Source organism: Sphaerotilus sulfidivorans (assembly GCF_013426975.1).
In the GTDB taxonomy this organism is placed as follows: Bacteria; Pseudomonadota; Gammaproteobacteria; order Burkholderiales; family Burkholderiaceae_C; genus Sphaerotilus; species Sphaerotilus sulfidivorans.
The window spans coordinates 1-20,643 of the sequence record NZ_JACCPY010000051.1; the positions used below are offsets into that span (position 1 = coordinate 1).

Annotated in this window: 19 protein-coding genes and 3 tRNA genes; 13 read left to right on the plus strand and 9 right to left on the minus strand. The window is 67.9% G+C overall.

The window, feature by feature from the left end; all coding sequences use genetic code 11:
- Positions 1-78: 78 nt before the first annotated feature.
- From HZU84_RS18755 to HZU84_RS18780, 6 genes are all read right to left on the minus strand, one after another.
- Positions 79-255, minus strand: a complete 177-nt coding sequence (locus tag HZU84_RS18755; protein ID WP_180693072.1) for a hypothetical protein — start codon at positions 253-255, stop codon at positions 79-81.
- Positions 252-1,940 (minus strand): NAD(P)/FAD-dependent oxidoreductase, encoded by a 1,689-nt coding sequence (locus HZU84_RS18760; protein WP_149502187.1) that lies wholly within the window; start codon positions 1,938-1,940, stop codon positions 252-254. Before HZU84_RS18760 ends, HZU84_RS18755 begins: the two co-directional genes overlap by 4 nt.
- Before the next feature lie 45 nt (positions 1,941-1,985).
- Positions 1,986-2,813 (minus strand): hypothetical protein, encoded by an 828-nt coding sequence (locus HZU84_RS18765; protein ID WP_149502189.1) that lies wholly within the window; start codon positions 2,811-2,813, stop codon positions 1,986-1,988.
- Positions 2,814-3,235: 422 nt separating this feature from the next.
- Complete coding sequence (locus HZU84_RS18770) at positions 3,236-5,191, minus strand: class I SAM-dependent DNA methyltransferase (protein WP_149502191.1); 1,956 nt, start codon at positions 5,189-5,191, stop codon at positions 3,236-3,238.
- Positions 5,192-5,199: 8 nt separating this feature from the next.
- Positions 5,200-5,520 (minus strand): type II toxin-antitoxin system YafQ family toxin, encoded by a 321-nt coding sequence (locus HZU84_RS18775; RefSeq protein WP_149502194.1) that lies wholly within the window; start codon positions 5,518-5,520, stop codon positions 5,200-5,202.
- On the minus strand, positions 5,492-5,773 hold the full coding sequence (locus tag HZU84_RS18780) for a type II toxin-antitoxin system RelB/DinJ family antitoxin (protein ID WP_180693073.1): 282 nt from the start codon (positions 5,771-5,773) through the stop codon (positions 5,492-5,494). Before HZU84_RS18780 ends, HZU84_RS18775 begins: the two co-directional genes overlap by 29 nt.
- 358 nt (positions 5,774-6,131) lie before the next feature.
- Here HZU84_RS18780 and HZU84_RS18785 point away from each other — a divergent pair, with 358 nt between their 5' ends.
- Together HZU84_RS18785 and HZU84_RS18790 are read left to right on the plus strand one after the other, a co-directional pair.
- Entirely contained in the window at positions 6,132-6,809 is a 678-nt protein-coding gene (locus HZU84_RS18785) for a hypothetical protein (protein ID WP_149502196.1), read from the plus strand.
- A gap of 13 nt (positions 6,810-6,822) precedes the next feature.
- On the plus strand, positions 6,823-7,938 hold the full coding sequence (locus HZU84_RS18790) for an XRE family transcriptional regulator (protein WP_149502198.1): 1,116 nt from the start codon (positions 6,823-6,825) through the stop codon (positions 7,936-7,938).
- Here the strand turns inward: HZU84_RS18790 and HZU84_RS18795 are convergent.
- Positions 7,921-9,168: a restriction endonuclease subunit S gene (locus tag HZU84_RS18795; RefSeq protein ID WP_149502200.1), complete on the minus strand. Its 1,248-nt coding sequence runs from the start codon at positions 9,166-9,168 to the stop codon at positions 7,921-7,923. The two genes, HZU84_RS18790 and HZU84_RS18795, sit on opposite strands and share 18 nt — an antisense overlap.
- Positions 9,165-11,687: a DEAD/DEAH box helicase family protein gene (locus tag HZU84_RS18800; protein ID WP_149502202.1), complete on the minus strand. Its 2,523-nt coding sequence runs from the start codon at positions 11,685-11,687 to the stop codon at positions 9,165-9,167. The genes HZU84_RS18795 and HZU84_RS18800 overlap by 4 nt, the downstream gene beginning before the upstream one ends.
- A gap of 252 nt (positions 11,688-11,939) precedes the next feature.
- On the opposite strand from HZU84_RS18800, the gene gph reads away from it, so the two are divergent.
- Positions 11,940-12,620, plus strand: a complete 681-nt coding sequence (gene gph, locus HZU84_RS18805) for a phosphoglycolate phosphatase (protein ID WP_149502204.1) — start codon at positions 11,940-11,942, stop codon at positions 12,618-12,620.
- Positions 12,621-12,626: 6 nt separating this feature from the next.
- Here the strand turns inward: gph and aptA are convergent, their stop codons facing one another.
- Entirely contained in the window at positions 12,627-13,970 is a 1,344-nt protein-coding gene (gene aptA / locus HZU84_RS18810) for an omega-aminotransferase AptA (protein WP_149502206.1), read from the minus strand.
- A gap of 136 nt (positions 13,971-14,106) precedes the next feature.
- Between aptA and HZU84_RS18815 the strand changes: the two genes are divergently transcribed.
- From HZU84_RS18815 to HZU84_RS18860, 10 genes are all read left to right on the plus strand, one after another.
- Complete coding sequence (locus HZU84_RS18815) at positions 14,107-15,018, plus strand: LysR family transcriptional regulator (protein ID WP_149502207.1); 912 nt, start codon at positions 14,107-14,109, stop codon at positions 15,016-15,018.
- A 329-nt stretch (positions 15,019-15,347) separates the two neighbouring features.
- Positions 15,348-16,835, plus strand: coding sequence for an anthranilate synthase component I (gene trpE, locus HZU84_RS18820; protein ID WP_149502210.1), 1,488 nt, complete (start codon positions 15,348-15,350; stop codon positions 16,833-16,835).
- A gap of 18 nt (positions 16,836-16,853) precedes the next feature.
- Positions 16,854-17,426 carry an anthranilate synthase component II gene (locus tag HZU84_RS18825; protein WP_149502211.1) on the plus strand — a complete coding sequence of 191 codons (573 nt, stop codon included), beginning with the start codon at positions 16,854-16,856 and terminating at the stop codon, positions 17,424-17,426.
- Between the two features lie 26 nt (positions 17,427-17,452).
- Positions 17,453-18,484, plus strand: coding sequence for an anthranilate phosphoribosyltransferase (gene trpD / locus HZU84_RS18830; protein WP_149502213.1), 1,032 nt, complete (start codon positions 17,453-17,455; stop codon positions 18,482-18,484).
- A gap of 3 nt (positions 18,485-18,487) precedes the next feature.
- The gene (gene trpC / locus HZU84_RS18835) at positions 18,488-19,300 is read left to right on the plus strand and encodes an indole-3-glycerol phosphate synthase TrpC (RefSeq protein WP_149502215.1); all 813 of its coding nucleotides are present in this window, start codon (positions 18,488-18,490) and stop codon (positions 19,298-19,300) included.
- Positions 19,297-20,079 (plus strand): uracil-DNA glycosylase, encoded by a 783-nt coding sequence (locus HZU84_RS18840; protein WP_149502217.1) that lies wholly within the window; start codon positions 19,297-19,299, stop codon positions 20,077-20,079. The genes trpC and HZU84_RS18840 overlap by 4 nt, the downstream gene beginning before the upstream one ends.
- 17 nt (positions 20,080-20,096) lie before the next feature.
- Positions 20,097-20,182, plus strand: a tRNA-Tyr gene (locus HZU84_RS18845).
- Between the two features lie 50 nt (positions 20,183-20,232).
- Positions 20,233-20,306: transfer RNA gene (locus HZU84_RS18850), tRNA-Gly, on the plus strand.
- Between the two features lie 60 nt (positions 20,307-20,366).
- A tRNA-Thr gene (locus tag HZU84_RS18855) sits at positions 20,367-20,441 on the plus strand.
- 54 nt (positions 20,442-20,495) lie between these two features.
- On the plus strand, positions 20,496-20,643 hold a 148-nt coding region (locus HZU84_RS18860; RefSeq protein ID WP_257644598.1), incomplete at its 3' end, for a GTP-binding protein.

The following is a 20,643-nucleotide window of genomic DNA, read 5'->3' on the forward strand; positions in this document are numbered from 1 at the left end:
CACCGCCGACCTGGAGGAGCCGCGCTTCGACGGCGAGAAGGTCATCCTGCCCGCCTCGACGCACGCGGCCAGCCGCGCCTATGTCGAGTCCGGCATGCTGGCCGCTGCGCAGGACGCCGCGCTGGGCAGCCGGCAGCCGCCCATCGCGTCGAAGTCGGCGCGCGCGACGATCTTGCCGCGCGCGACCGAGGTGAAGTCGGCCACCGCGCACTCGACGCTGCGCACGCTGTCGGGCAGGGCGTGCGCGCGGGTCACGGCCGTGCCACGCCCAGCAGGTCCGCGCCCAGCGCCTCGGCCACCTCGATGCCGTCGACGCCGGCCGACATGATGCCGCCGGCATAGCCCGCGCCTTCGCCGGCCGGATAGAGGCCGCGCACGTTCAGGCTCTGGTAGTCGCGGCCGCGGGTGATGCGCAGCGGCGAGGAGGTGCGCGTCTCCACGCCGGTCAGCACCGCGTCGGGCATCGAGAAGCCCTTGATCTGGCGCTCGAAGGCCGGCAGCGCCTCGCGGATCGCGTCCAGCGCGTAGATCGGCAGCGAGCCGCAGTCCTTCTGCGCCAGATCCGTCAGATGCACGCCCGGCTTGTAGGACGGCTCGACGTTGCCCAGCGTGCGGCTGCGCTGGCGCTTGATGAAGTCGCCGACCAGCTGGCCCGGCGCGCGGTAGTCGCCTTCGCCCAGCTCGAAGGCGCGGCTTTCCCAGAAGCGCTGGAAGGCAATGCCGTCGAGCGGATTGACCGGGCCGGTGGCGCCGCGGTCCTGGCGGTAGTCCTCGGGCGTCAAGCCGACGACGATGCCGGCGTTGGCGTTGCGCTCGTTGCGCGAGTACTGGCTCATGCCGTTGGTCACCACCCGGTTCGGCTCGGAGGTGGCCGCCACCACCGTGCCGCCCGGGCACATGCAGAAGCTGTAGACCGAGCGGCCGTTTCGGGCGTGGTGGACCAGCTTGTAGTCGGCCGCGCCCAGGATCGGGTTACCGGCGTTCGGGCCGAAGCGGGCGCGGTCGATCACGCCCTGCGGATGCTCGACGCGGTAGCCGATCGAGAAGGGCTTGGCCTCCATGTAGACGCCACGCTCATGCAGCATCGCGAAGGTGTCGCGCGCGCTGTGGCCCAGCGCCAGCACGACATGGTCGGCGCGGATCTGCTCGCCCGAGGCCAGCGTCACGCCGCGCACATGGCGCACGCCGTCGGCGTCCGGCTCCAGCAGCAGGTCGCTCACCTTCTGCTCGAAGCGGATCTCGCCGCCGAGCGCGACGATGTCGGCGCGCATCTTCTCGATCATGCTCACCAGCCGGAAGGTGCCGATGTGCGGCTTGCTGACGAACAGGATCTCCTCCGGGGCGCCGGCCTTGACGAACTCGGTCAGCACCTTGCGGGTGAGGTGGCGCGGGTCGCTGATCTGGCTGTAGAGCTTGCCGTCGGAGAAGGTGCCGGCGCCGCCCTCGCCGAACTGCACGTTCGACTCGGGGTTGAGTTCGCTGCGCCGCCACAGGCCCCAGGTGTCCTTGGTGCGCTGGCGCACATCCTTGCCGCGCTCCAGCACGATGGGCTTCAGGCCCATCTGCGCCAGGATCAGCGCGGCGAACAGCCCGCAGGGCCCGAAGCCGACCACCAGCGGGCGGCGATGCCGCTCGCCGCCGCCGTCGGCGTGGAAGTCGGCTGGCGCGTGGCCGACGAAGCGGTAGCCGGTGTCCGGCGTCGGGCGGATCTGGTGGTCCTTCGGAAACCGCGCGAAGACCGCCGCCTCGTCGCGCAGCGTGCAGTCGATCGTGTAGGTCAGGACGATGGCGGTCTTCTTGCGGGCGTCGTAGCCGCGGCGGAAGACATGGAAGTCGAGCAGCTCGGCCGCGTCGGCGAGCTGCAGCCGCGCCACGATGGCCGGACGCAGCGCGTCCTCGGCGTGGTCCAGCGGCAGGCGGAGTTCGGTGATTCGGAGCATGGCGGAATTGTCGCGCGCCCTGCTGACACCGGGTTCAGTCATCCCTCATTTCAGGAACCAGCCCCACAGGCTGTAGACCGCGCCGTTGACACCGCCGGGCGTGTCCGCGGTCGGCAGCGAGGCCAGCGTGCTGCTGGTGACCAGGGCCCCGACACCGCTGCTCGAGACCATCAGCGTCGCATGGCCGAGATCGGATCCGAACAGCCGGCTGCGGGTCAGCGCCGAGATCGGGAAGCCGAACAGCGTGTCGACGGCCAGCGCGACCTGCTGGGGGCCGCTGTCGCTGCCCGGCACGCCACCCGATGGGCGCGACGAATCGGCGATCCGCGCGGGCGCGCCCCAGTGGCTGCCGTCGAAGGCGGCGCCGTAGAGATCGCTGCAGGTCGCCGCGGGCCTGGCGGTGGAGGGGGGCGCGGCGCAGGCGCGGCGCACGAGCCAGGTCGCGTGGGCCCGCCCATCCGGCGTGACCGACAGTCCGAGATTCCAGCCCCCCTTGCCCGGATCGGTCGCCGGATCGGCCGTGCCGCTGATGACGGCCGGCGCGCTCCACGCGGGTGGGGTGCCGACGCTGCCCGGCGTGCCGCGCACCGCCTGGAGCTGGTGGCGGGTGCCGATCTTCTGCACGAAGACCGCGATCACCGTGCCGCTGGCGTCGGCCATGCCCGCCCTGTAGGCCTGCACCTCGGTGCCCGCGCTCTCGAGCAGCTGCCCGGCGCGCCAGCTGCGCCCGGTCGGCGTGCCGGAGTTCGCCAGCGCCACGGCCTGCGGGCCCTCGTCGCCGCCGCCCTCGTCGCCGCTGCCGCCGCAGCCCGACAGCGCCGTCATCGCCAAGGCCAGCAGCATCGGCGCCAGCCGCATGGCGGGCCGGCGCATTCCGTCCCGAGGTCCGCGAGCGCACAGAGGCGTCGTTCTGGATGACATGGACATGCCTTTTCTCCCTGCCGGACGCCGGCCTGCAACCGGCGCCGCCTGATCTTGTCGTGATGCCTCCAAGATGCCGCAGCGCCCGGGCCGCCGCAAGGCACGAGGCGTATGAAACCGTGGCGGACCGAAAGAGGTGTTGCGGGGCTGTGTCCGCTGCGCTCCGGTCCCCTGTCATGCCCGCGCAGGCGGGCACCCACGAGCGGGCAGGGTGCTGGTGCGTGGCGTGGGCCCTCGCCTGCGTGAGGGTGACGGAAGAGGGCGTGAGGGTGACGGAAGAGGGCGCGAGGGTGACGGAAGGGGGTGGGAGGGTGACGGCAGAGTGGGGCCGGGGCTGGGGCGATGTTGAACCGGGTGGCTCGGCGTGGCTCAGCTCAGCCCGCCATGCTGCTGGCATCCATCAGTCCGCGCAGTCGGGCCAGGGCTTCGCCGACCGCTTGCCCGTGGCGCTCGATGGTGTCGAGGATCTCGGCCGGGGTGCGGTTGTCCTGGGTGGTGCGCATGTTCGGGTTGACGGCCTTGAGGTCGAAGGCGGCCGCGTCGATCGCCGCCGCGCGGGCGTCGGCCTCGCGGGCGGCCTTGTCTGCCGCCTGGATGGCCTGCTGACACGCCTCGATGTCGGCCTGCGGCACCGGCCGCGCCTTCTTCAGTGCGGCGAGCTGGGTCTTCAGCGTCACCGCCTGCTCGCGCCAGCGGGCCGCCTCGGCGTCATGGGGCGCCTTGTCGGCCTGGGCCTGGGCGCGGCGGGCGGCGATGTCCACCGTCCACGAGTAGTCGCTGTCCGCCTCGGGCTGGCCGCGCCGGGCCAGCAGGCGGGCGAAGCTCGGGAAGGGCTGGCCGGCGTGGCGTTCATGCCAGTCCTCGACCAGCGTGGCGGGCAGGGCCGCGTCGTCGAGCAGCGTGAAGTCGTCGGCCCAGCCGAAGTGGGCCAGCGTCATCGGGGTCTTCTTGCCGACCTTGACATGCGAGAGGTCGTAGTACCAGGTGCGCTCGGTCGGGCGGCCCTTGGTGAAGAACAGCAGGTTGGTCTTCACGCCCGCCCCGGCCGTCGAGAACACGCCGCCCGGCAGGCTGACGATGCACCACAGCTCGCATTCGTCCAGCAGCCGGCGCTTGGTCTCGACGAAAGCGCTTTCGTTGGTGCGGAACAGCAGGCCCTCGTCGAACACCACGCCGCAGCGGCCACCAGCGAAGTTCTCCTCGGGCTCGGGGGCCGACAGCTCGTCGAGGATCTGTTGCAGGAACAGCACCTGCGTGGCGCTGCTCGGGATGTCGTAGCGGCCCTGGGTCGAGGCGCTTTCCTTGCCGCCGAAGGGCGGGTTGGTCAGGATCACGTCGAAGGTGGCCGGGGCCTGCTCGAACAGGCCGGCGTAGGTCGGCAGGTCGGCCAGGGTGTTGCCGTGCCAGAGGTTGGGCTGGTCGATGCCGTGCAGCACCAGATTGGCCAGCGCGATCGGGAAGACGAGGTTTTCCTTCTCGCGCCCGAAGAAGGTCTCGTGGCGCAGGCGCTCCAGGTCGGTGCTGAGGGCTTCGTCGCCCATGCGCGCCTTCATCCACTCGAAGGACTGGGCCAGGAAGCCGCCGGTGCCGCAGCACGGGTCGTAGACCGTCTCGCCGAAGGTCGGGTTCAGCGTCGCCACGACGGCGCGCACCACCTCGCGCGGGGTGAAGAACTGGCCGCCGTCGGAGTTCTTCTCGCCCATCTTCAGCAGCAGATCCTCGTAGACCTGCGACAGCGTGAAGGTGTGGGTGTCGTCGAGCTGCTCGACGTCGATGGCGTGCAGCCGGTCGAGGATGTCGGTGAAGTCGCCTTCCGTGTCGACGCGCACGCGCTCCACGGCCGTCATCAGCCGGCCGATGACGCGCTGCTTGGGTGTGGCGGCCGGGTTGGGGCGGCCGTCGGGCAGGGTGGCCAGGCGGTGCAGGTGGGGCAGCAGTTCCTTGTTGACGAACTCCAGCAGCGCGCCGATGCGCTGCTCGCCCAGGGCCTTGCGCTTCCAGCCGACGGGCTGGCCTTCGGGGGTCTGCCCGATGGATTTGGCGTCGGGCGGCGTGGGCGCGGCCCAGTCCTGCCAGCGGAACGGGGCTTGCAGCGAGGGGGCGAAGTCGCTGCCGCTGGCCTCGGCCTCCGCGCGGGCGAGGGTTTCCTGGGCGTCGAGGATGCGCAGGAACAGGATCCAGGTCAGCTCGGGCACGTACTGCAGCGCGCTGGTGCAGTTGGAGCGGCGCAGGATGTCGCAGACCGTGCGGATGGTGCTGGACAGGTTGGGCGTGGCGATGGCGCTGGGGGTCGGGCTCGGCTTGGCCGTCTTGCCGGGGAGAAGGGACATGGAATCGTTCATTCGCCAAACAGGTCGGCATGGGTGCCGGCGCGCACAAAGTTGATGGCGTTGCCATCGAGTTGGTAGATCAGCAGGAAATCACCGCCGATGTGGCATTCGCGGTGATCCGCCCAGTCGCCTTTCAGCGCGTGATCCAGCCATTCCGGCCCGAGCGGTGCGTCATTGGCGATCAGCAGCAGCATCGCCTCCTTGAGTCGCCCCAGATCGAAGCGACCGGAGCGCGACAGGCGTTCCCAATCCTTCAGGAACGTCCGGGTGTAGTCCGAGGTACGGGGCAGCGCGGCCCGCTTACTGGCGGCGGTTCTTTTCGATGTCATCGAACAGGGCTTCTGCCGAGTCAAAACGGGCACGGCGAGCGGCCAGCATGGCGCGGGACTCTTCCATCGCGGCGCGGGTCTCGGCGTTGGGCACCTTCATCTCCAGCGGCAAGGCCTGATCGATCACGACACGGCGCAGGAACAGCCGCACCGCCTCGGAGACGGACAGGCCCATCGCCGCCAGCGCCTGCGTCGCCAGGGCCTTGGTGTCGTCATCGACACGGATGTGCAGCATCGAAGTGTGTTCAGCCATCTGTCTTCTCCAAGTGGAAGGGAGCTGGAGTTTGTATCTCATTAGAGAGACGGTCAAGCACCGATTGGTGTTCGCCAGTCAGACCATTCCGAGGAGGTGCTCGACATGGTCATGAGCACTGGATCTGTGGCGCTCACCATGTTGAGGACATCCTCCACATGGTCTGTCGTTGCAGAGACGCGCGACTGCATCAGCCGAAGCATGGTCACTCCGTAGGCACAGACTCGATCGATCAAGCTGACCGGTATCGGGTCGCGCCACCTGTGGGGAAGCCCTCAGATGCGCCCATTCAACTTCCGCTTTTCAATCCTCATGTTGAGGTGTCACAATCGGAAGTTCGTGCACTTCTGGAACGATCTTGTTCGACATAGAACCCTCTCCGCGCCCGGCTCAAGTCATCAGTGATCCCTCCGAGGCTCAGGCCTGCCTCTGGGCGTTAGACCCAGCCCTTGATCAGTTGATCTTCCTGGAGGCCAGTGGGTCCGGGCTTCGAGCACGTAAAGAAGTCACGCGACTCCATGCCCCGACCGCTGCCGGCACTCTGCATTGGCACAGCTTGGTCCATGCGCTCAGAACCATTCTGACGCTCAGAGCATGGCTTTCAAAAGATAACAACAACTGCCCAATGATTGTGTCTCCTGACAAGTCGATTGCCATCCTGATGATGACTGGATGCAAAGACACAGGAAAAAAGCATGGTCAACCGAAGAATCAAGCCGACAAAGGCCCTGTTCTCGATGCAGCCATACAGCAGAACAATCAGTACGATTTGTTTGAATTACGCGCATTGCACGAATTAAAACGCCCGCCTTCTGGCACTCAAATATGGGTTTTTCTTTATCATGTGGATGAACAACAAGGTAGCGTGACCATTCGTGCAGAGCTGTCTCGCCCATCCGCATTCAAAGGCAAAAAAATTATTGCCTGGAGCGACAGAATAATACTTGAAACCTTGTCTGATGGGCCGGTTAATGTTAATATCGCAGACGTGCCGCAAGCGCCAATCGATGTATCCGTGGAGCGCAAGACAGGATAAATAAAGGTGACACATGACTATCGTAAACCCCAAGAGAATTGAATTTGCAAGAGTAAGGCGCCAGTGGACCAAAACCCGACTGGCTAAAGCTCTGGGGGTCGATAGTCGGGCGATTCAAGGGTACGAGTCGGGGGAGTATTCCCCCGAACCAGCAAACCTAGAAAAAATTGCTGAACTACTCAAATTTCCTGTGGTGTTCTTTTATGGCGATGATCTACCAATCATAGGTGATCACGCAGCGAGCTTTCGCTCCATGTCGAAAATGTCCGGCGCACTGAAAAATAGCGCATTAACCGCAGGCTCCATCGCATTTCTGTTTAATGAGTGGATGGAAGAGCGGTTTAGTTTGCCGACTGCTGATTTACCAGACTTGAGTGATCTTCCTCCAGAAATCGCTGCCGAGACATTACGCAGGATTTGGGGTCTTGGGGAATCTCCCGTTCAGAACATAATCCATCTGCTCGAATCCAAGGGTATCCGGGTCTTCTCTCTCGCCATTGATGCCAAGGAAGTCGATGCCTACAGTGTATGGAATGGCGGCAAGCCTTTTGTGTTCTTGAACACCTTCAAATCTGCTGAGCATAGTCGATTTGATGCCGCACATGAGTTAAAGCATTTGGTATGCGACAGGCATTCCATGTTGCACGGCGGCGAGCATACCCAAAAAATGGAAAAAGATGCTCAAGCCTTTGCATCGGCATTTTTGATGCCAAGCAGCAATATTATTGCCTCCAAGCCAAGATTTGTTTCCATAGAAAAACTTGTGGAATTGAAAAAAACTTGGGGAGTATCGGTCGCGGCCTTGGCATTTCGTATGAATCAACTCGGCCTGTTCACGGAGTGGACATATCGCAGCTTGTGTATCGATATCGCAAAGAGTGGGTATCGGACTCAAGAGCCTGAGCCGATGAGGCCAGAGTTTTCCCAGCTATTAGTCAAAGTTCTTGAAAAATCACGGGCAGAAGGCATCCGTTTGGCCGACATTGCACGAGACCTCAATATTTATTCAGAAGATCTTGAGAATCTCACTTTCAGCTTGGCTATTACAGGCTTGTCGAGTCAGACCAATAACTTTGCGGAGTCTTTAGATAGGCCCTCTCGGGAACGTCCATCACTGCGAGTGGTTTGAATCAAATGCCTGCACCAGCAGCCGACCCGGCAGCCGCTTGATCTCGTCCAACTGCGCCTGCACCGCCTGTCGCGCCTCTTCTGCTGCAGCGAGTTGCGCCTTCAATGCTTGGACGATGGCGCCTTGTGTCGCCCGGTCGGGTAGGCACAGGTGAAATGATCCAAGCATCGGCATGTAGATCGTCTTGTGCGTCGCGCCGGTGGCGAGTGCGCGCAGTTCGCGGCGCGAGCAGATCAGCGCGTACATCAGGAACTCGGGGTCGAGTTCGTCGCCGCAAACCCAGTTGGCAAAGTCCTGGCTGGTCGCCATCGGGCGGGCCATGACGGTGACGAAGCCGACCGAGGCGGTGCGCGAGAAGCAGACCGTGCCGCGCGGCAGGATGCGCGCCGACGAGTTGGCAATGCCGGCCTCGTTGGTCTTGATCTGCGTCGATTCGACCCAGGTGCCGTCCAGCGCCCGGATCTCGGTCAGCGACACCCACGAAATGTCGCCGCCCCACCAGTCCGGCCGCGACCGGCTCGGCGTGTGGCCGCTTTCCAGCCGCGCCAGGTCGCCGAGCTTGGCCCAGCGCCAGCCCTGCGGCGCCTCGGCCATGCCTTCCGGAGGCACGGCCACCGGCACGACACCCCGAAAACTCTCCCGATAGATCGCCGCCCGCAGCGCGTCCATCTCGTCGGTCTGCGCCTGCGCCGCCCGCCGCGCCTCCGCGACAACGGCCAGCCGCTCGCGCAACGCCCGTGCGATCCGCTGTTGTTCTGGCAGCGGCGGCGACAGCAGCGGGAACGATCCGAGAACCTGCTGGTTGATGGACGCGATGCCGGTGGTCTTCTTGGCGTGGGCGAAGAAATACGCCTTGCCGTAACCCGAACCCACTTGGAGCGACACGAAATCCGGGTCGTAGCGATCCTCGGGCAACCTCACGCGGAAGATGTGGTTCTGGTGGATGCACAGCGGCAATTGCTCGCGCCAGCAGGTGCCGCGCCCGAGCTTGTCCAGGTCGCCGCCCTCCGTCAGCAGCAGATCGCCATCCCGCAGACGCCATTTCTCGATCTCGCGCCGGGTCGCTTCGACGGTCTTCACCTCGGACAGATTCAGGCTGCCGTCCTGCACATTGGCCACGCGCAGATACGGCACGCTGACCAGCTCGGTCTCGTTCGTCTTGCGTCCCAGGGTGATGCCTGCGGCGATCTCGGCAACATCGCGCAAGGCGACAACGGGCCAGTCTTTCATGCTCCAAACAACCTCATCTTCACGTCCTTCACCACCTCCACCCCCTTGCCCAGCCCCGCCAGCGCCTTGAGCCCGCCCGCGCGGGCGATCTCGGGCACGCGCCAGAACTCGGGCGACTCCAGCGCCTCGGTGCCGCCGGCGGCGAACTGGTGCGCGAAGCCGCGCAGGACGATGGCGGTCTTGTCCGGCTGAGCCGCCAGCCAGGGCGACTGCTGCGCCAGGAAGGCGTCGGCGCGCTCGCGTCGGCGCAGCGCCGGGGCTGCGTAGCCGTCGTGGGCGAACAGGTCGAAGGTGTCGAAGTCGTCCATCTGCACCAGCTCGCGCACCGCCTCGGGCGAGTAGTGTGCCCCGAGCAGATGCTCCACCAGCGCCCGGCGCCGCTTCGCCTCCACCCACAGCCCACGGAAATCGGCCAGCGTCGCGGCCTCCGCCAGCACCCGCGCCACCATGCCGCGCCGGTACTCCTCCAGCGGCACCGCCACGTCGCGCCGCACCCCGTCCACCTCGCGCGACTGCAGGATGAAGCGCCCGACCAGCTCGACCCCCACCGCCTCGCCCGTCACCAGCTCCGGCACCACCGGCGGCGGCCGGTGCTCGCCATCGCCCGTGCCCGCATCGCCCGCGCCATCACCCGCCGGGCCACCGCCGCCTTCGCCGCCACCGTCCCCGCCCAGCGTCTTGCGCCCGTTGCGAGCCACCGTCAGGAACTCGGTCCCGAACAGATCCGTGACCCCGGTGTAGTCGTAGAGCCAGAATTTGAACTTGCGCGTCGGCTCGTCCAGCCGCGTGCCGCGCCCGACCATCTGATAGAACAGGATGCCCGAGGCCAGCGAGCGGAAGAACACCACCGCGTTGAGCCGCTCGATGTCCACGCCAGTCGCCAGCAGATCGACCGTGCAGGCGATGAAGCAGCGCTCGCCCGAGCTGCGCATCGGCCCGAGCAGCTCCGCGCCGCCGCTGGCGGTGCACTTGAAGGCGTAGCTGTCCTTGGGCCGGCGCCCCTGCTGCGCGCACCAGTCGACGTACAGCCGCTGCATCTGCAGGGCCACCCGGTCGGCGTGCAGGTCGCGGGTGCAGAAGATGATGACCTTCTGCTCCGGCCCGCCGCTGGCGCACAGCCGCGCGAACAGGTCGGCGCACATCGCCTCGATGCGCTCGGGCAGGATCAGGTCGTCGTCGAACTGGCGCGCACCGTATGCGGGCTTCAGCTCCTCGGCCGGAATCACCGCGCCGGTGCGTGCGTCGATGGCGCCGAGCGTCTCGATGTCCTCGCGGGTGAAGGTGCGCCCGTCGATCGAGGGTTTCAGCCGCACGATCTCGCAGGCGGCCAGATAACCGTCCTCCTGCGCCTGGATCAGCGTGTAGGCATAGACCGGCTCGCCGAAGTAGGCGATGTTGTTGGCGCTGATGCGCTCGTCCTCAGCCGCTGCCGCTTCGATGTCCGGCGCCTGCGGTCCGTGCCGGCGCGGCGCACGCAGCTGGCGCGGCGTGGCGGTCAGGCCGATCTGGATCGCCTGCGGATTGCGCCGCAGCACCTCCGACCAGCGCCCCCAGGCCGAGCGGTGGCACTCGTCGATGACGATGACCGAGAAGGCGTTCTCGCCGTAATGCCGGCTCAGGAAGCTGTCGGCCCCCGGCGCACCGTCCTCGCCCGGCTCGCCGTCGATGCCCAGCGTCTGGTAGGTGGCGATGTGGACGCGGGCGTTGCGCGCCGCGTTGAGGCCGCCCGCCTCGGGGCGCACCGCCCGCACGCTGCCGCCCGGAAACGCCCGGCCGATCTTGTCCAGCGCCTGCTCGCGCAGCTCGTCGCGGTCACACAGGAACAGCGCCGGCTTGCCCAGCAGCCCCGCCTCGTGCAGCCGCCACAGCAGGTTCGCGGCAATCACCGTCTTGCCCGCGCCGGTCGCCAGGCTCAGCAAGGCGCGCGGCGGCTGCCCGTCCTGCTGGCAGCGCAAGACCTTCTCGAAGACCGCCCGGATCGCGGCGCTCTGGTAGTAGCGCGGCCGGTCGTAGGCGCGGCTGTCGGCCTGGAACAGCATCGCCGCCGCCGGCCGGCTCAGGTCCACGCCGCTGTCGCGCAGGTAGCGCGCCGTCAGCTCGGCATGGGTCGGAAACTCGCTCAGCGGCCGCACCGCGTCGCCCGGCTGCTGCGTCACCCGGTCGAACTCGGCATAGCGGTGGCCGTTGGTCGAGAACAGGTAGCGCACCGCATGGCGCTGCAACGCGCCGGCGTAGTAGCCCTTGGCCTGCTGCATGCCCTTGAGCGGGTCAGCGTGCTCGTCCTTGGCCTCGATCACGCCCACCGGCAGCGGCTCGGGCAGGCCGGGCGGGTGGATGCACAGCAGGTAGTCGGTGCGGCCCTTGCCGGAGCGGCGCCGGCCCTTCAGATCGTCGGTCGTCGGCTCGACCGGAGCGGGTGTCTCCAGGCGCATCTTCCAGCGCTCGTCATAGCCCTTGCTGCGCAGGACCGGATCAATCAGCCACAGGCGTGTTTCCGCCTCGTTCGATCGCGTTGTCATCGTCGAGTCTTCCCTTCCCCCTGATGCACGGATTTTCCACTCTGCCCGCGAGCCCTGCGTGGGCCCTCGCCTGCGCGAGGGTGACGGCATGGGGCGCGAGGGTGACGGAAGGGCGCGCGAGGGTGACGGCAGGCGGGCGCAACCTCTCTCCCGTCATGCCCGCACAGGCGGGCACCCACGAGCGGGCAGGGCGCCAGGCCCGACAATCCGGGGCTGACCGTTCAACCCTTTGCCGCATCCGCCCGCTCCGCCATGCCCCTGCCGCTGCTCTCCGATCTCCAGGCCGCCATCGTCGATCTCGACGGCACGATGGTCGACACCCAGGGCGACTTCGTCGTCGCGCTGAATCTGACGCTGGCGGAGCTGGCGCTGCCCGGCGTGGACCGCGCCTTCGTCGAGCGCACCGTCGGCAAGGGCAGCGAGCACCTGCTGCGCTCGACGCTGGCGCAGGTCGGCGGCGACGCGGCGCTCTACGACGCCGCCTGGGCGGCCTACCAGCGCCATTACCTGGCGATCAACGGCCAGCATTCCGAGGTCTATCCGGGCGTGGTCGAGGGCCTGACGCGGCTGCGCGCCGCCGGCCTGCGTCTGGCCTGCCTGACGAACAAGCCGCTCGGCTTCGCCCGGCCGCTGCTGGCGGCCAAGGGGCTGGACGGCTTCTTCGCGCTGACGTTCGGGGGCGACAGCTTTGCCCGCAAGAAGCCCGATCCGATGCCGCTCGTCGAGACCTGCCGCGCGCTGGGCACCGACCCGGCACGCACGCTGATGATCGGCGACTCGCGCAACGACGCCGAGGCCGCGCGCGGCGCCGGCTGCCCGGTCGTGCTGCTGAGCTACGGCTACAACCACGGCGAGCCGGTGCGCGCGGTGCCGGCCGACGGCTGGTTCGACCGGATCGACGATCTGGCGCAGCCGCTCGGCCTGCCGGGCTGAGGCGTCTCAGGCCAGTCCGGCCAGGGTCTCGCCGACCGCGTTGAACAGGCGGTCCAGCTCGTCGCGGGTGGTCTCGAAGGGCGGGCCGAACTGCAGGGTGTCGCCGCCGAAGCGCACATAGAAGCCCTGGCGCCAGAGGGCCAGGCCGGCCTCGAAGGGGCGGATGGCCGGGTCGCCGCCGCGCGGGGCGAGCTGGATGGCGCCGGCCAGGCCGCAGTTGCGGATGTCGACGACATGGGCGCTGCTGCCGCGCAGGCCGTGCAGCAGCTCCTCGAAGTCGGGCGCGCGTGCGGCGGCCTGGGCGACGAGCTGCTCGCGCTCGAGCAGATCCAGCGTGGCCAGGCCGGCGGCGCAGGCCACCGGATGCGCCGAGTAGGTGTAGCCGTGGGTGAACTCGGTCACATGACGCGCCAGCGGCTGGCTCATGAAGGTCTCGTAGATCTCGGTCGAGGCGATGACCGCGCCCATCGGCACCGCGCCGTTGGTGACCTGCTTGGCGATGTTGGCGATGTCGGGCGTGACGCCGAAGAACTCCGCGCCGCTGTGGCGGCCCAGGCGGCCGAAGCCGGAGATGACCTCGTCGAAGATCAGCAGGATGCCGTGCTGGGTGCAGATCTCGCGCAGGCGCTGCAGATAGCCCTGCGGCGGCACGATGACGCCGGCCGAGCCGGACATCGGCTCGACGATGACGGCGGCGATGTTGGAGGCGTCATGCAGCTCGATGAGCTTGAGCAGCTCGTCGGCCAGCGCCACGCCGCCGGTCTCGGCCTGGCCGCGGGTGAAGGCGCAGCCCGGCTGCAGCGTGTGCGGCAGGTGGTCGACATCCATCAGCGGGCCGAAGGTCTTGCGGTTGCCGCCGATGCCGCCCAGCGCGGTGCCGGCGATGTTGACGCCGTGGTAGCCGCGGGCGCGGCCGATCAGCTTGGTCTTGCCGGCCTGGCCGCGGATGCGCCAGTAGGCGCGTGCCATCTTGACCGCGGTGTCGGCGCTCTCCGAGCCGGAGTCGGTGAAGAAGACATGGTTGAGCGGATCGGGGAAGTGCGCGGCGATGCGCTCGGCCAGCTCGAAGGACAGCGGGTGCGCGAACTGGAAGGCGGGCGAATAGTCCAGCGTGGAGAGCTGGCGCGCCACCGCCTGGGCGATCTCCGGGCGGCAGTGGCCGGCGCCGCAGGTCCACAGGCCGGAGAGGCTGTCGAAGACGCGCCGGCCCTGGGCGTCGATCAGCCAGCGGCCTTCGGCGCCGGCGATGAAGCGCGGATCGGCGTGGAAGTCGCGGTTCGAGCTGAAGGGCATCCAGTGCGCCTTCAGGCGCTCGGGGGACGGAGGAACGAAGGGCGAGGTCTGGGGCATGAGGCGCTCCCGTGCGCGGGCTTGAAGGGCGGGCTGAAGGGCAATGCGCCGGATTGTGGTGAGTCATTCACGCCAGTACGATTCGATATTTCATGCCATCAGTTGTCGATTTGCTCACCTGACCATCCCCCTGACCATGCGCGCGCTCGTGTCCCCCCTGGCCCAGGTGTCCGACTTCGACCTGCGGCTGCTGCGTGTCTTCAAGGCGGTGGCCGAGGCCGGCAGCTTTGCCGGCGCCGAGAGCGCGCTGGGCATCACCCGCTCGGCCATCAGCCTGCACATGGCCGACCTGGAGCAGCGCCTCGGGATGCGGCTGTGCCAGCGCGGGCGGGCCGGCTTCGCGCTGACCGACCAGGGCCGAGAGGTGCTGCGCTCGGCGGAATCGCTGCTGGCGGCGGTCGAGGACTTCCGCACCGGCGTCAACCAGCTGCACCAGACGCTGCGCGGCGATCTCAACATCGGGCTGATGAACAATCTGGTGACGCTGCCGCGCATGCGCATCACCGCCGCGCTGCAGGCGATCCGCCAGCGCAGCGACGCGGTGCGCATCCACCTGAGCATGAGTCCGCCCGGCGAGGTCGAGCGCGGCGTGCTCGACGGGCGGCTGCATGCCGGCGCGGTGCCGCTGATCACGCCGCTGTCGGGCCTGGCCTATCTGCCGCTCTACGACGAGACCTCGCAGCTCTACTGCAGCCACGGCCATCCGCTGTTCGCGCGGGCGGCGGAGGTCGACGCGGCGGCGCTGCGCGAGGCGGCCGCGGTGGTGCCGACCTACCGGATGAGCCCCGAGGCGATCGTGATGCACCAGGGCCTGAACTGCGTGGCCAGCGCCTCCGACCGCGAGGCGATCGCCTTCCTGATCCTGACCGGGCAGTTCATCGGCTTCCTGCCGGACCACTATGCCGCGGCCTGGGTCGCGCAGGGGCAGATGGCCGCGCTGGCGCCGGGCCGTCAGCGCTTCTCGGTGCCGCTGGCGCTGGTCACCCGCAAGGGCCGCCGCCAGAGCCTGATCGTCGAGCAGTTCATCGAGGCCCTGATGCAGACCTGATGCAGACCTGATGCCAGCGCCGGTGCGCGCTGCTACACTGCGCCCCACCATGTTCACCACGCGCAAACACAGCATCGGCCGTGCCGCCGGGTCGCAAGACCGGGGAGCCTGGCCCTGGCGTCGCTGACCGCGATGCCTGGAGGCGGCCGCCTCTCCCACGCCCGGTGACGGGTCGGCCGCAGCAGATCCGCTGACACCTTGCTGCCGCGCCCCCATGCGGCTTGCGCCCCGACCAGCGAATCGACATCAACCAGGCCCGCGGCACGCACGCGCGTCCTGCACTGGTTCCTGACACGCGAGCATGCCGGCGGGCCCCGCCGGAGCCACACGTGATCACCGAACTCGAATTCAAGAGCCTGGCCGAGCAGGGCTACAACCGCATCCCGCTCGTCCAGGAGGCCTTCGCCGACCTGGAGACGCCGCTGTCTCTCTATCTGAAGCTGGCCGGCGGCAAGCCGTTCAGCTTCCTGCTCGAATCCGTCGTCGGTGGCGAGCGCTTCGGGCGCTATTCCTTCATCGGCCTGCCGGCGCGCACGCTGCTGCGGGCCTCGAACGGCATCACCGAGGTGGTGACCGACGGCCAGGTGGTCGAGCGCCACGAGGGCAATCCGCTCGACTTCGTCGAGGCCTATCAGAAGCGCTTCAAGGTGGCGCTGCGCCCCGGGCTGCCGCGCTTCTGTGGCGGGCTGGCCGGCTACTTCGGCTACGACACGGTGCGCTACATCGAGAAGAAGCTCGCCGACACCCGCCTGCCCGGCGGCATCGGCACGCCCGAGATCCAGCTCCTGCAGACCGAGGAACTGGCGGTGATCGACAACCTCTCCGGCCGTCTCTACCTGATCGTCTACGCCGACTCGCGCACGCCCGAGGCCTACTTCAGCGCGCAGAAGCGCCTGTCGCAGCTCGCCGACCAGCTGCGCTACAGCGTCAGCGCCCCGCAGGTCCGCCGCGGCCCGGCGCACCCGGTCGAGCGCGAGTACGCCAAGGCCGACTTCGAGGCGGCGGTCGTCAAGGCCAAGGACTACATCGCCGCCGGCGACTGCATGCAGATCGTCATCGGCCAGCGGCTGAAGAAGCGCTACACCGAGAACCCGCTGTCGCTGTACCGCGCGCTGCGCTCGCTCAACCCGTCGCCCTACATGTACTACTACGACATGGGCGACTTCCACATCGTCGGCGCCTCGCCCGAGATCCTGGTGCGCCAGGAGGCGCGCACGGTGGATGGCAAGGCGGAGAAGATCGTCACCATCCGCCCGATCGCCGGCACCAAGCCGCGCGGCGCCACCCCTGAGCAGGACCAGCAGAACGAGCGCGACCTGCTCGCCGACGCCAAGGAGCGCGCCGAGCACCTGATGCTGATCGACCTGGCGCGCAACGACATCGGCCGCATCGCCAAGACCGGCACCGTCAAGGTGACCGAGGCCTTCGGCATCGAGCGCTACTCGCATGTGATGCACATCGTCAGCAACGTCGAGGGCGTGCTGAAGGACGGCATGAGCAGCCTGGACGTGCTGCGCGCGAGCTTTCCCGCCGGCACGCTCTCGGGCGCGCCGAAGATCCACGCGATGGAGATCATCGACCAGCTCGAGATCAGCGAGCGCGGCATCTACGGCGGCGCGGTCGGGTATCTCAGCTTCGCCGGCGACATGGACGTGGCCATCGCCATCCGCACCGGCGTCATCAAGGACCAGACGCTCTACGTGCAGGCCGGCGCCGGCGTGGTCGCCGACTCGGTGCCCGAGATGGAGTGGAAGGAGACCGAGGTGAAGATGCGCGCGGTGATCCGCGCCGCCGAGCTGGTCGAGGAAGGTTTCTGAGGAACGAAGGAGAACGCCATGCTGCTGATGATCGACAACTACGACTCCTTCACCTTCAACCTCGTGCAGTACTTCGCCGAGCTGGGCGAGGATGTGCGGGTGCACCGCAACGACGAGATTTCCCTGGCCGACATCGAGGCGATGAAGCCCGATCGGCTGGTGCTGTCGCCAGGGCCGTGCTCGCCGGCGGAGGCAGGCATCTGCATCGAGAGCATCCGCCACTTCAAGGGCCGGCTGCCGATCCTGGGCGTGTGCCTGGGGCACCAGAGCATCGGCGCCGCGCTGGGCGGCAACATCGTGCGCGCCAAGGTGCAGATGCACGGCAAGGCCGACACCATCACCACCGACCAGCAGGGCGTGTTCGCCGGGCTGCCGCAGCAGTTCAGCATCATCCGCTACCACTCGCTGGCGATCGAGCGCGCCACGCTGCCGCCGGAGCTGGTCGTCACCGCCACCAGCGGCGACGGCGAGATCATGGGCGTGCGCCACCGCGAGGTCGCGCTGGAGGGCGTGCAGTTCCACCCCGAGTCCATCCTGAGCGAGCACGGCCACGCGATGCTGCGCAACTTCCTCAACACGCCCAACCGCTGACCGCCCACCGAGCCAGGAGCCGCGCCATGTCCATCACCAACACCGAAGCCCTGACCCGCGTCATCGAGCACCGCGAGATCTTCCACGACGAGATGCTCACGCTGATGCGCCGCATCATGGCCGGCGAGATGTCGCCGACGATGACCGCCGCGCTGCTGACCGGCCTGCGGGTCAAGAAGGAGACCATCGGCGAGATCACGGCCGCCGCGCAGGTCATGCGCGAGTGCTCGGTCAAGGTCAACGTCGCCGACCGCACCCATCTGGTCGACATCGTCGGCACCGGCGGCGACGGCTCGCACACCTTCAACATCTCGACCTGCACGATGTTCGTGGTCGCGGCCGCCGGCGCGCGGGTGAGCAAGCACGGCGGGCGCAGCGTCTCCAGTAAGTCCGGCAGTGCCGACGTGCTCGAGGCGCTGGGCGTGCCGATGACGCTCTCGCCGCAGGCGGTGGCGCAGTGCATCCAGGACACCGGCATCGGCTTCATGTTCGCGCCCAACCACCATCCGGCGATGAAGAACGTCGCGCCGGTGCGCCGCGAGCTGGGCGTGCGCACGATCTTCAACATCCTCGGGCCGCTGACCAACCCGGCCGACGCGCCCAACATCCTGATGGGCGTGTTCCACCCCGATCTGGTCGGCATCCAGGTGCGCGCGCTGCAGCGCCTGGGCGCCGAGCACGCGCTGGTGGTCTACGGCCGCGACGGCATGGACGAGGTCTCGCTGGGCGCGGGCACGCTGGTCGGCGAGCTGCGCGACGGCGAGATCCGCGAGTACGAGATCCACCCCGAGGACTTCGGCCTGACGATGGCGAGTCACCGCGCGCTGAAGGTCGACACGCCCGAGCAGTCGCGTGCGCTGCTGCAGGCGGTGCTGGACAACCAGCCCGGCCCGGCGCGCGACATCGTCATGCTCAACGCCGGCGTGGCGCTCTACGCCGCGAACGTCGCCACGACGATGGCCGAGGGCATCGATCGCGCCCGCGAGGCGCTGGCCAGCGGCCGCGCCGCCGAGCGCCTGACGCAGTTCGTCGCCCGAGCCCAGCAACTGGCAGCCTGAACCATGAATCCGAACACCCCCGACATCCTCGCCCGCATCGTCGTCACCAAGCATGAGGAGGTGGCCGCGGCCCGCGCCGCAAAATCCCTGGCCGCCGTGCGTGCCGAGGCCGAGGCCCGTGCCGCCGACCTGCGCGGCTTCGAGGCCGCGCTGCGCGCGAAGGTCGCTGCCGGCCAGCCCGCGGTGATCGCCGAGATCAAGAAGGCCAGCCCGAGCAAGGGCGTGATCCGCGCCGACTTCCGCCCGGCCGAGATCGCCGCGAGCTACGCGCGCCACGGCGCGGCCTGCCTGAGCGTGCTGACCGACCAGCAGTACTTCCAGGGCTGCACCGAGTATCTGCAGCAGGCGCGTGCCGCCTGCCCGCTGCCGGTGCTGCGCAAGGACTTCATGGTCGACGAGTACCAGGTCTTTGAGGCGCGCGCGATGGGTGCGGACTGCATCCTGCTGATCGCCGCCTGCCTGGACGACGCGCAGATGGCCGATCTGGAGGCGGTGGCGCTCGCGCACGGCATGAGCGTGCTGGTCGAGGTGCATGACCGCGCCGAGCTGCACCGCGCGCTGAAGCTGAAGACGCCGCTGCTGGGCATCAACAACCGCGACCTGCGCAGCTTCTCGGTGACGCTGGACACCACGCTGGGCCTGCTCGACGAGGTGCCGGCCGACCGGCTGCTGGTGACCGAATCCGGCATCCTGGCCGCTGAGGATGTGGCGCGCATGCGTGGCGCTGATGTGCATGCCTTCCTGGTCGGCGAGGCCTTCATGCGCGCCGACGACCCCGGCGCGGCGCTGGCGGCGCTGTTCGCGGTCGCGGCATGACGCTGCCCGACAACCGCCTGCGCGCCCCGCTGGCCGAGGCGCTGCGCGAGGGCCTGCCCGAGGGCTGGCGGGATCAGGTCGAGGCGTTTCTGGCCGGCGCGGCCGGGCGGGCGCTGTGCGCGGCGGTCGACGCGCGTGTCGCGGTCGGCGCCGAGGTCTATCCGGCGCAGCCGCTGCGAGCGCTGCAGGGGCTGGCGCCCGAGCAGGTGAAGGTCGTCATCCTCGGCCAGGACCCGTACCACGGCCCCGGCGAGGCCGAGGGTCTGGCCTTCTCGGTCGCCGAGGGCGTGAAGATCCCGCCCAGCCTGCGCAACATCCGCCAGGAGCTGCAGACCGACCTGGGGCTGGCGGCGCCGGTCTCGGGCAGCCTGGCGGCCTGGGTCGATGCGGGCGTGCTGCTGCTCAATGCCAGCCTGACCGTCGAGCGTGACCGTCCGGCCAGCCATGCGAAGCTGGGCTGGCAGGCGCTGACGGATGCGATCGTCGCGCGGGTGGCTGCAGCCCCGCAGCCCAAGGTCTTCCTGCTGTGGGGCGCGCATGCGCAGGCCCGCCTGCCGGTGATCGAGGCTGCCGGGGCCCGCAACCACGTCATCGCCTCGAACCATCCTTCGCCGTTGTCTGCCCGGCGTCCGCCGGTGCCCTTCGTCGGCAGCCGGCCGTTCTCGGCGGCGAATGCCTGGCTGCAAGGGCAGGGCGTCGAGGCGGTGGACTGGGCGCTCGAAGCGACTTCAACAAAAAAATTGCCCAAAACGCTTGCGTCGCAGATGAGCCTTTGCTAAAGTTTATGTCTCGCCCAGGAGGGGTGCCCGAGTGGCTAAAGGGGGCAGACTGTAAATCTGTTGGCTTACGCCTACGCTGGTTCGAATCCAGCCTCCTCCACCAAGCGAAATGTCCAGCGGTTGCTTTCGTCGGAAGCAAATCTGCAAGGCAAGGCGGGAGTAGTTCAATGGTAGAACCTCAGCCTTCCAAGCTGATGACACGGGTTCGATTCCCGTTTCCCGCTCCAAGTGGTTTGAAATAAGTCGACACTGGTCTGCGCGTTCTCTGCGCCCAGTCCTGTGTCGATGCCCATGTGGCTCAGTGGTAGAGCACTCCCTTGGTAAGGGAGAGGTCGCGCGTTCGATCCGCGCCATGGGCACCACCCGATACCGCCTGTCTTACTCGTCGTATTGAACGCACTCAGGAGCGCGAAATCATGGCTAAGGAAAAGTTCGAACGGACCAAGCCGCACGTCAACGTCGGCACCATCGGTCACGTCGACCATGGCAAGACCACCCTGACGGCAGCCATCACGACCGTTCTGTCGAAGAAGTTCGGCGGTCAGGCCAAGGCCTATGACCAGA

Coding starts and splice junctions, on each gene's coding strand:
- HZU84_RS18760 (WP_149502187.1), bottom strand. CDS start 1,940: ATGCTCCGAATCACCGAACTCCGCCTGCCGCTGGACCACGCCGAGGAC.
- HZU84_RS18765 (WP_149502189.1), bottom strand. CDS start 2,813: ATGCGCCGGCCCGCCATGCGGCTGGCGCCGATGCTGCTGGCCTTGGCG.
- HZU84_RS18770 (WP_149502191.1), bottom strand. CDS start 5,191: ATGTCCCTTCTCCCCGGCAAGACGGCCAAGCCGAGCCCGACCCCCAGC.
- HZU84_RS18775 (WP_149502194.1), bottom strand. CDS start 5,520: ATGACATCGAAAAGAACCGCCGCCAGTAAGCGGGCCGCGCTGCCCCGT.
- HZU84_RS18780 (WP_180693073.1), bottom strand. CDS start 5,773: ATGGCTGAACACACTTCGATGCTGCACATCCGTGTCGATGACGACACC.
- HZU84_RS18790 (WP_149502198.1), top strand. CDS start 6,823: ATGACTATCGTAAACCCCAAGAGAATTGAATTTGCAAGAGTAAGGCGC.
- HZU84_RS18795 (WP_149502200.1), bottom strand. CDS start 9,168: ATGAAAGACTGGCCCGTTGTCGCCTTGCGCGATGTTGCCGAGATCGCC.
- HZU84_RS18800 (WP_149502202.1), bottom strand. CDS start 11,687: ATGACAACGCGATCGAACGAGGCGGAAACACGCCTGTGGCTGATTGAT.
- gph (WP_149502204.1), top strand. CDS start 11,940: ATGCCCCTGCCGCTGCTCTCCGATCTCCAGGCCGCCATCGTCGATCTC.
- aptA (WP_149502206.1), bottom strand. CDS start 13,970: ATGCCCCAGACCTCGCCCTTCGTTCCTCCGTCCCCCGAGCGCCTGAAG.
- HZU84_RS18815 (WP_149502207.1), top strand. CDS start 14,107: ATGCGCGCGCTCGTGTCCCCCCTGGCCCAGGTGTCCGACTTCGACCTG.
- HZU84_RS18825 (WP_149502211.1), top strand. CDS start 16,854: ATGCTGCTGATGATCGACAACTACGACTCCTTCACCTTCAACCTCGTG.
- trpD (WP_149502213.1), top strand. CDS start 17,453: ATGTCCATCACCAACACCGAAGCCCTGACCCGCGTCATCGAGCACCGC.
- trpC (WP_149502215.1), top strand. CDS start 18,488: ATGAATCCGAACACCCCCGACATCCTCGCCCGCATCGTCGTCACCAAG.
- HZU84_RS18840 (WP_149502217.1), top strand. CDS start 19,297: ATGACGCTGCCCGACAACCGCCTGCGCGCCCCGCTGGCCGAGGCGCTG.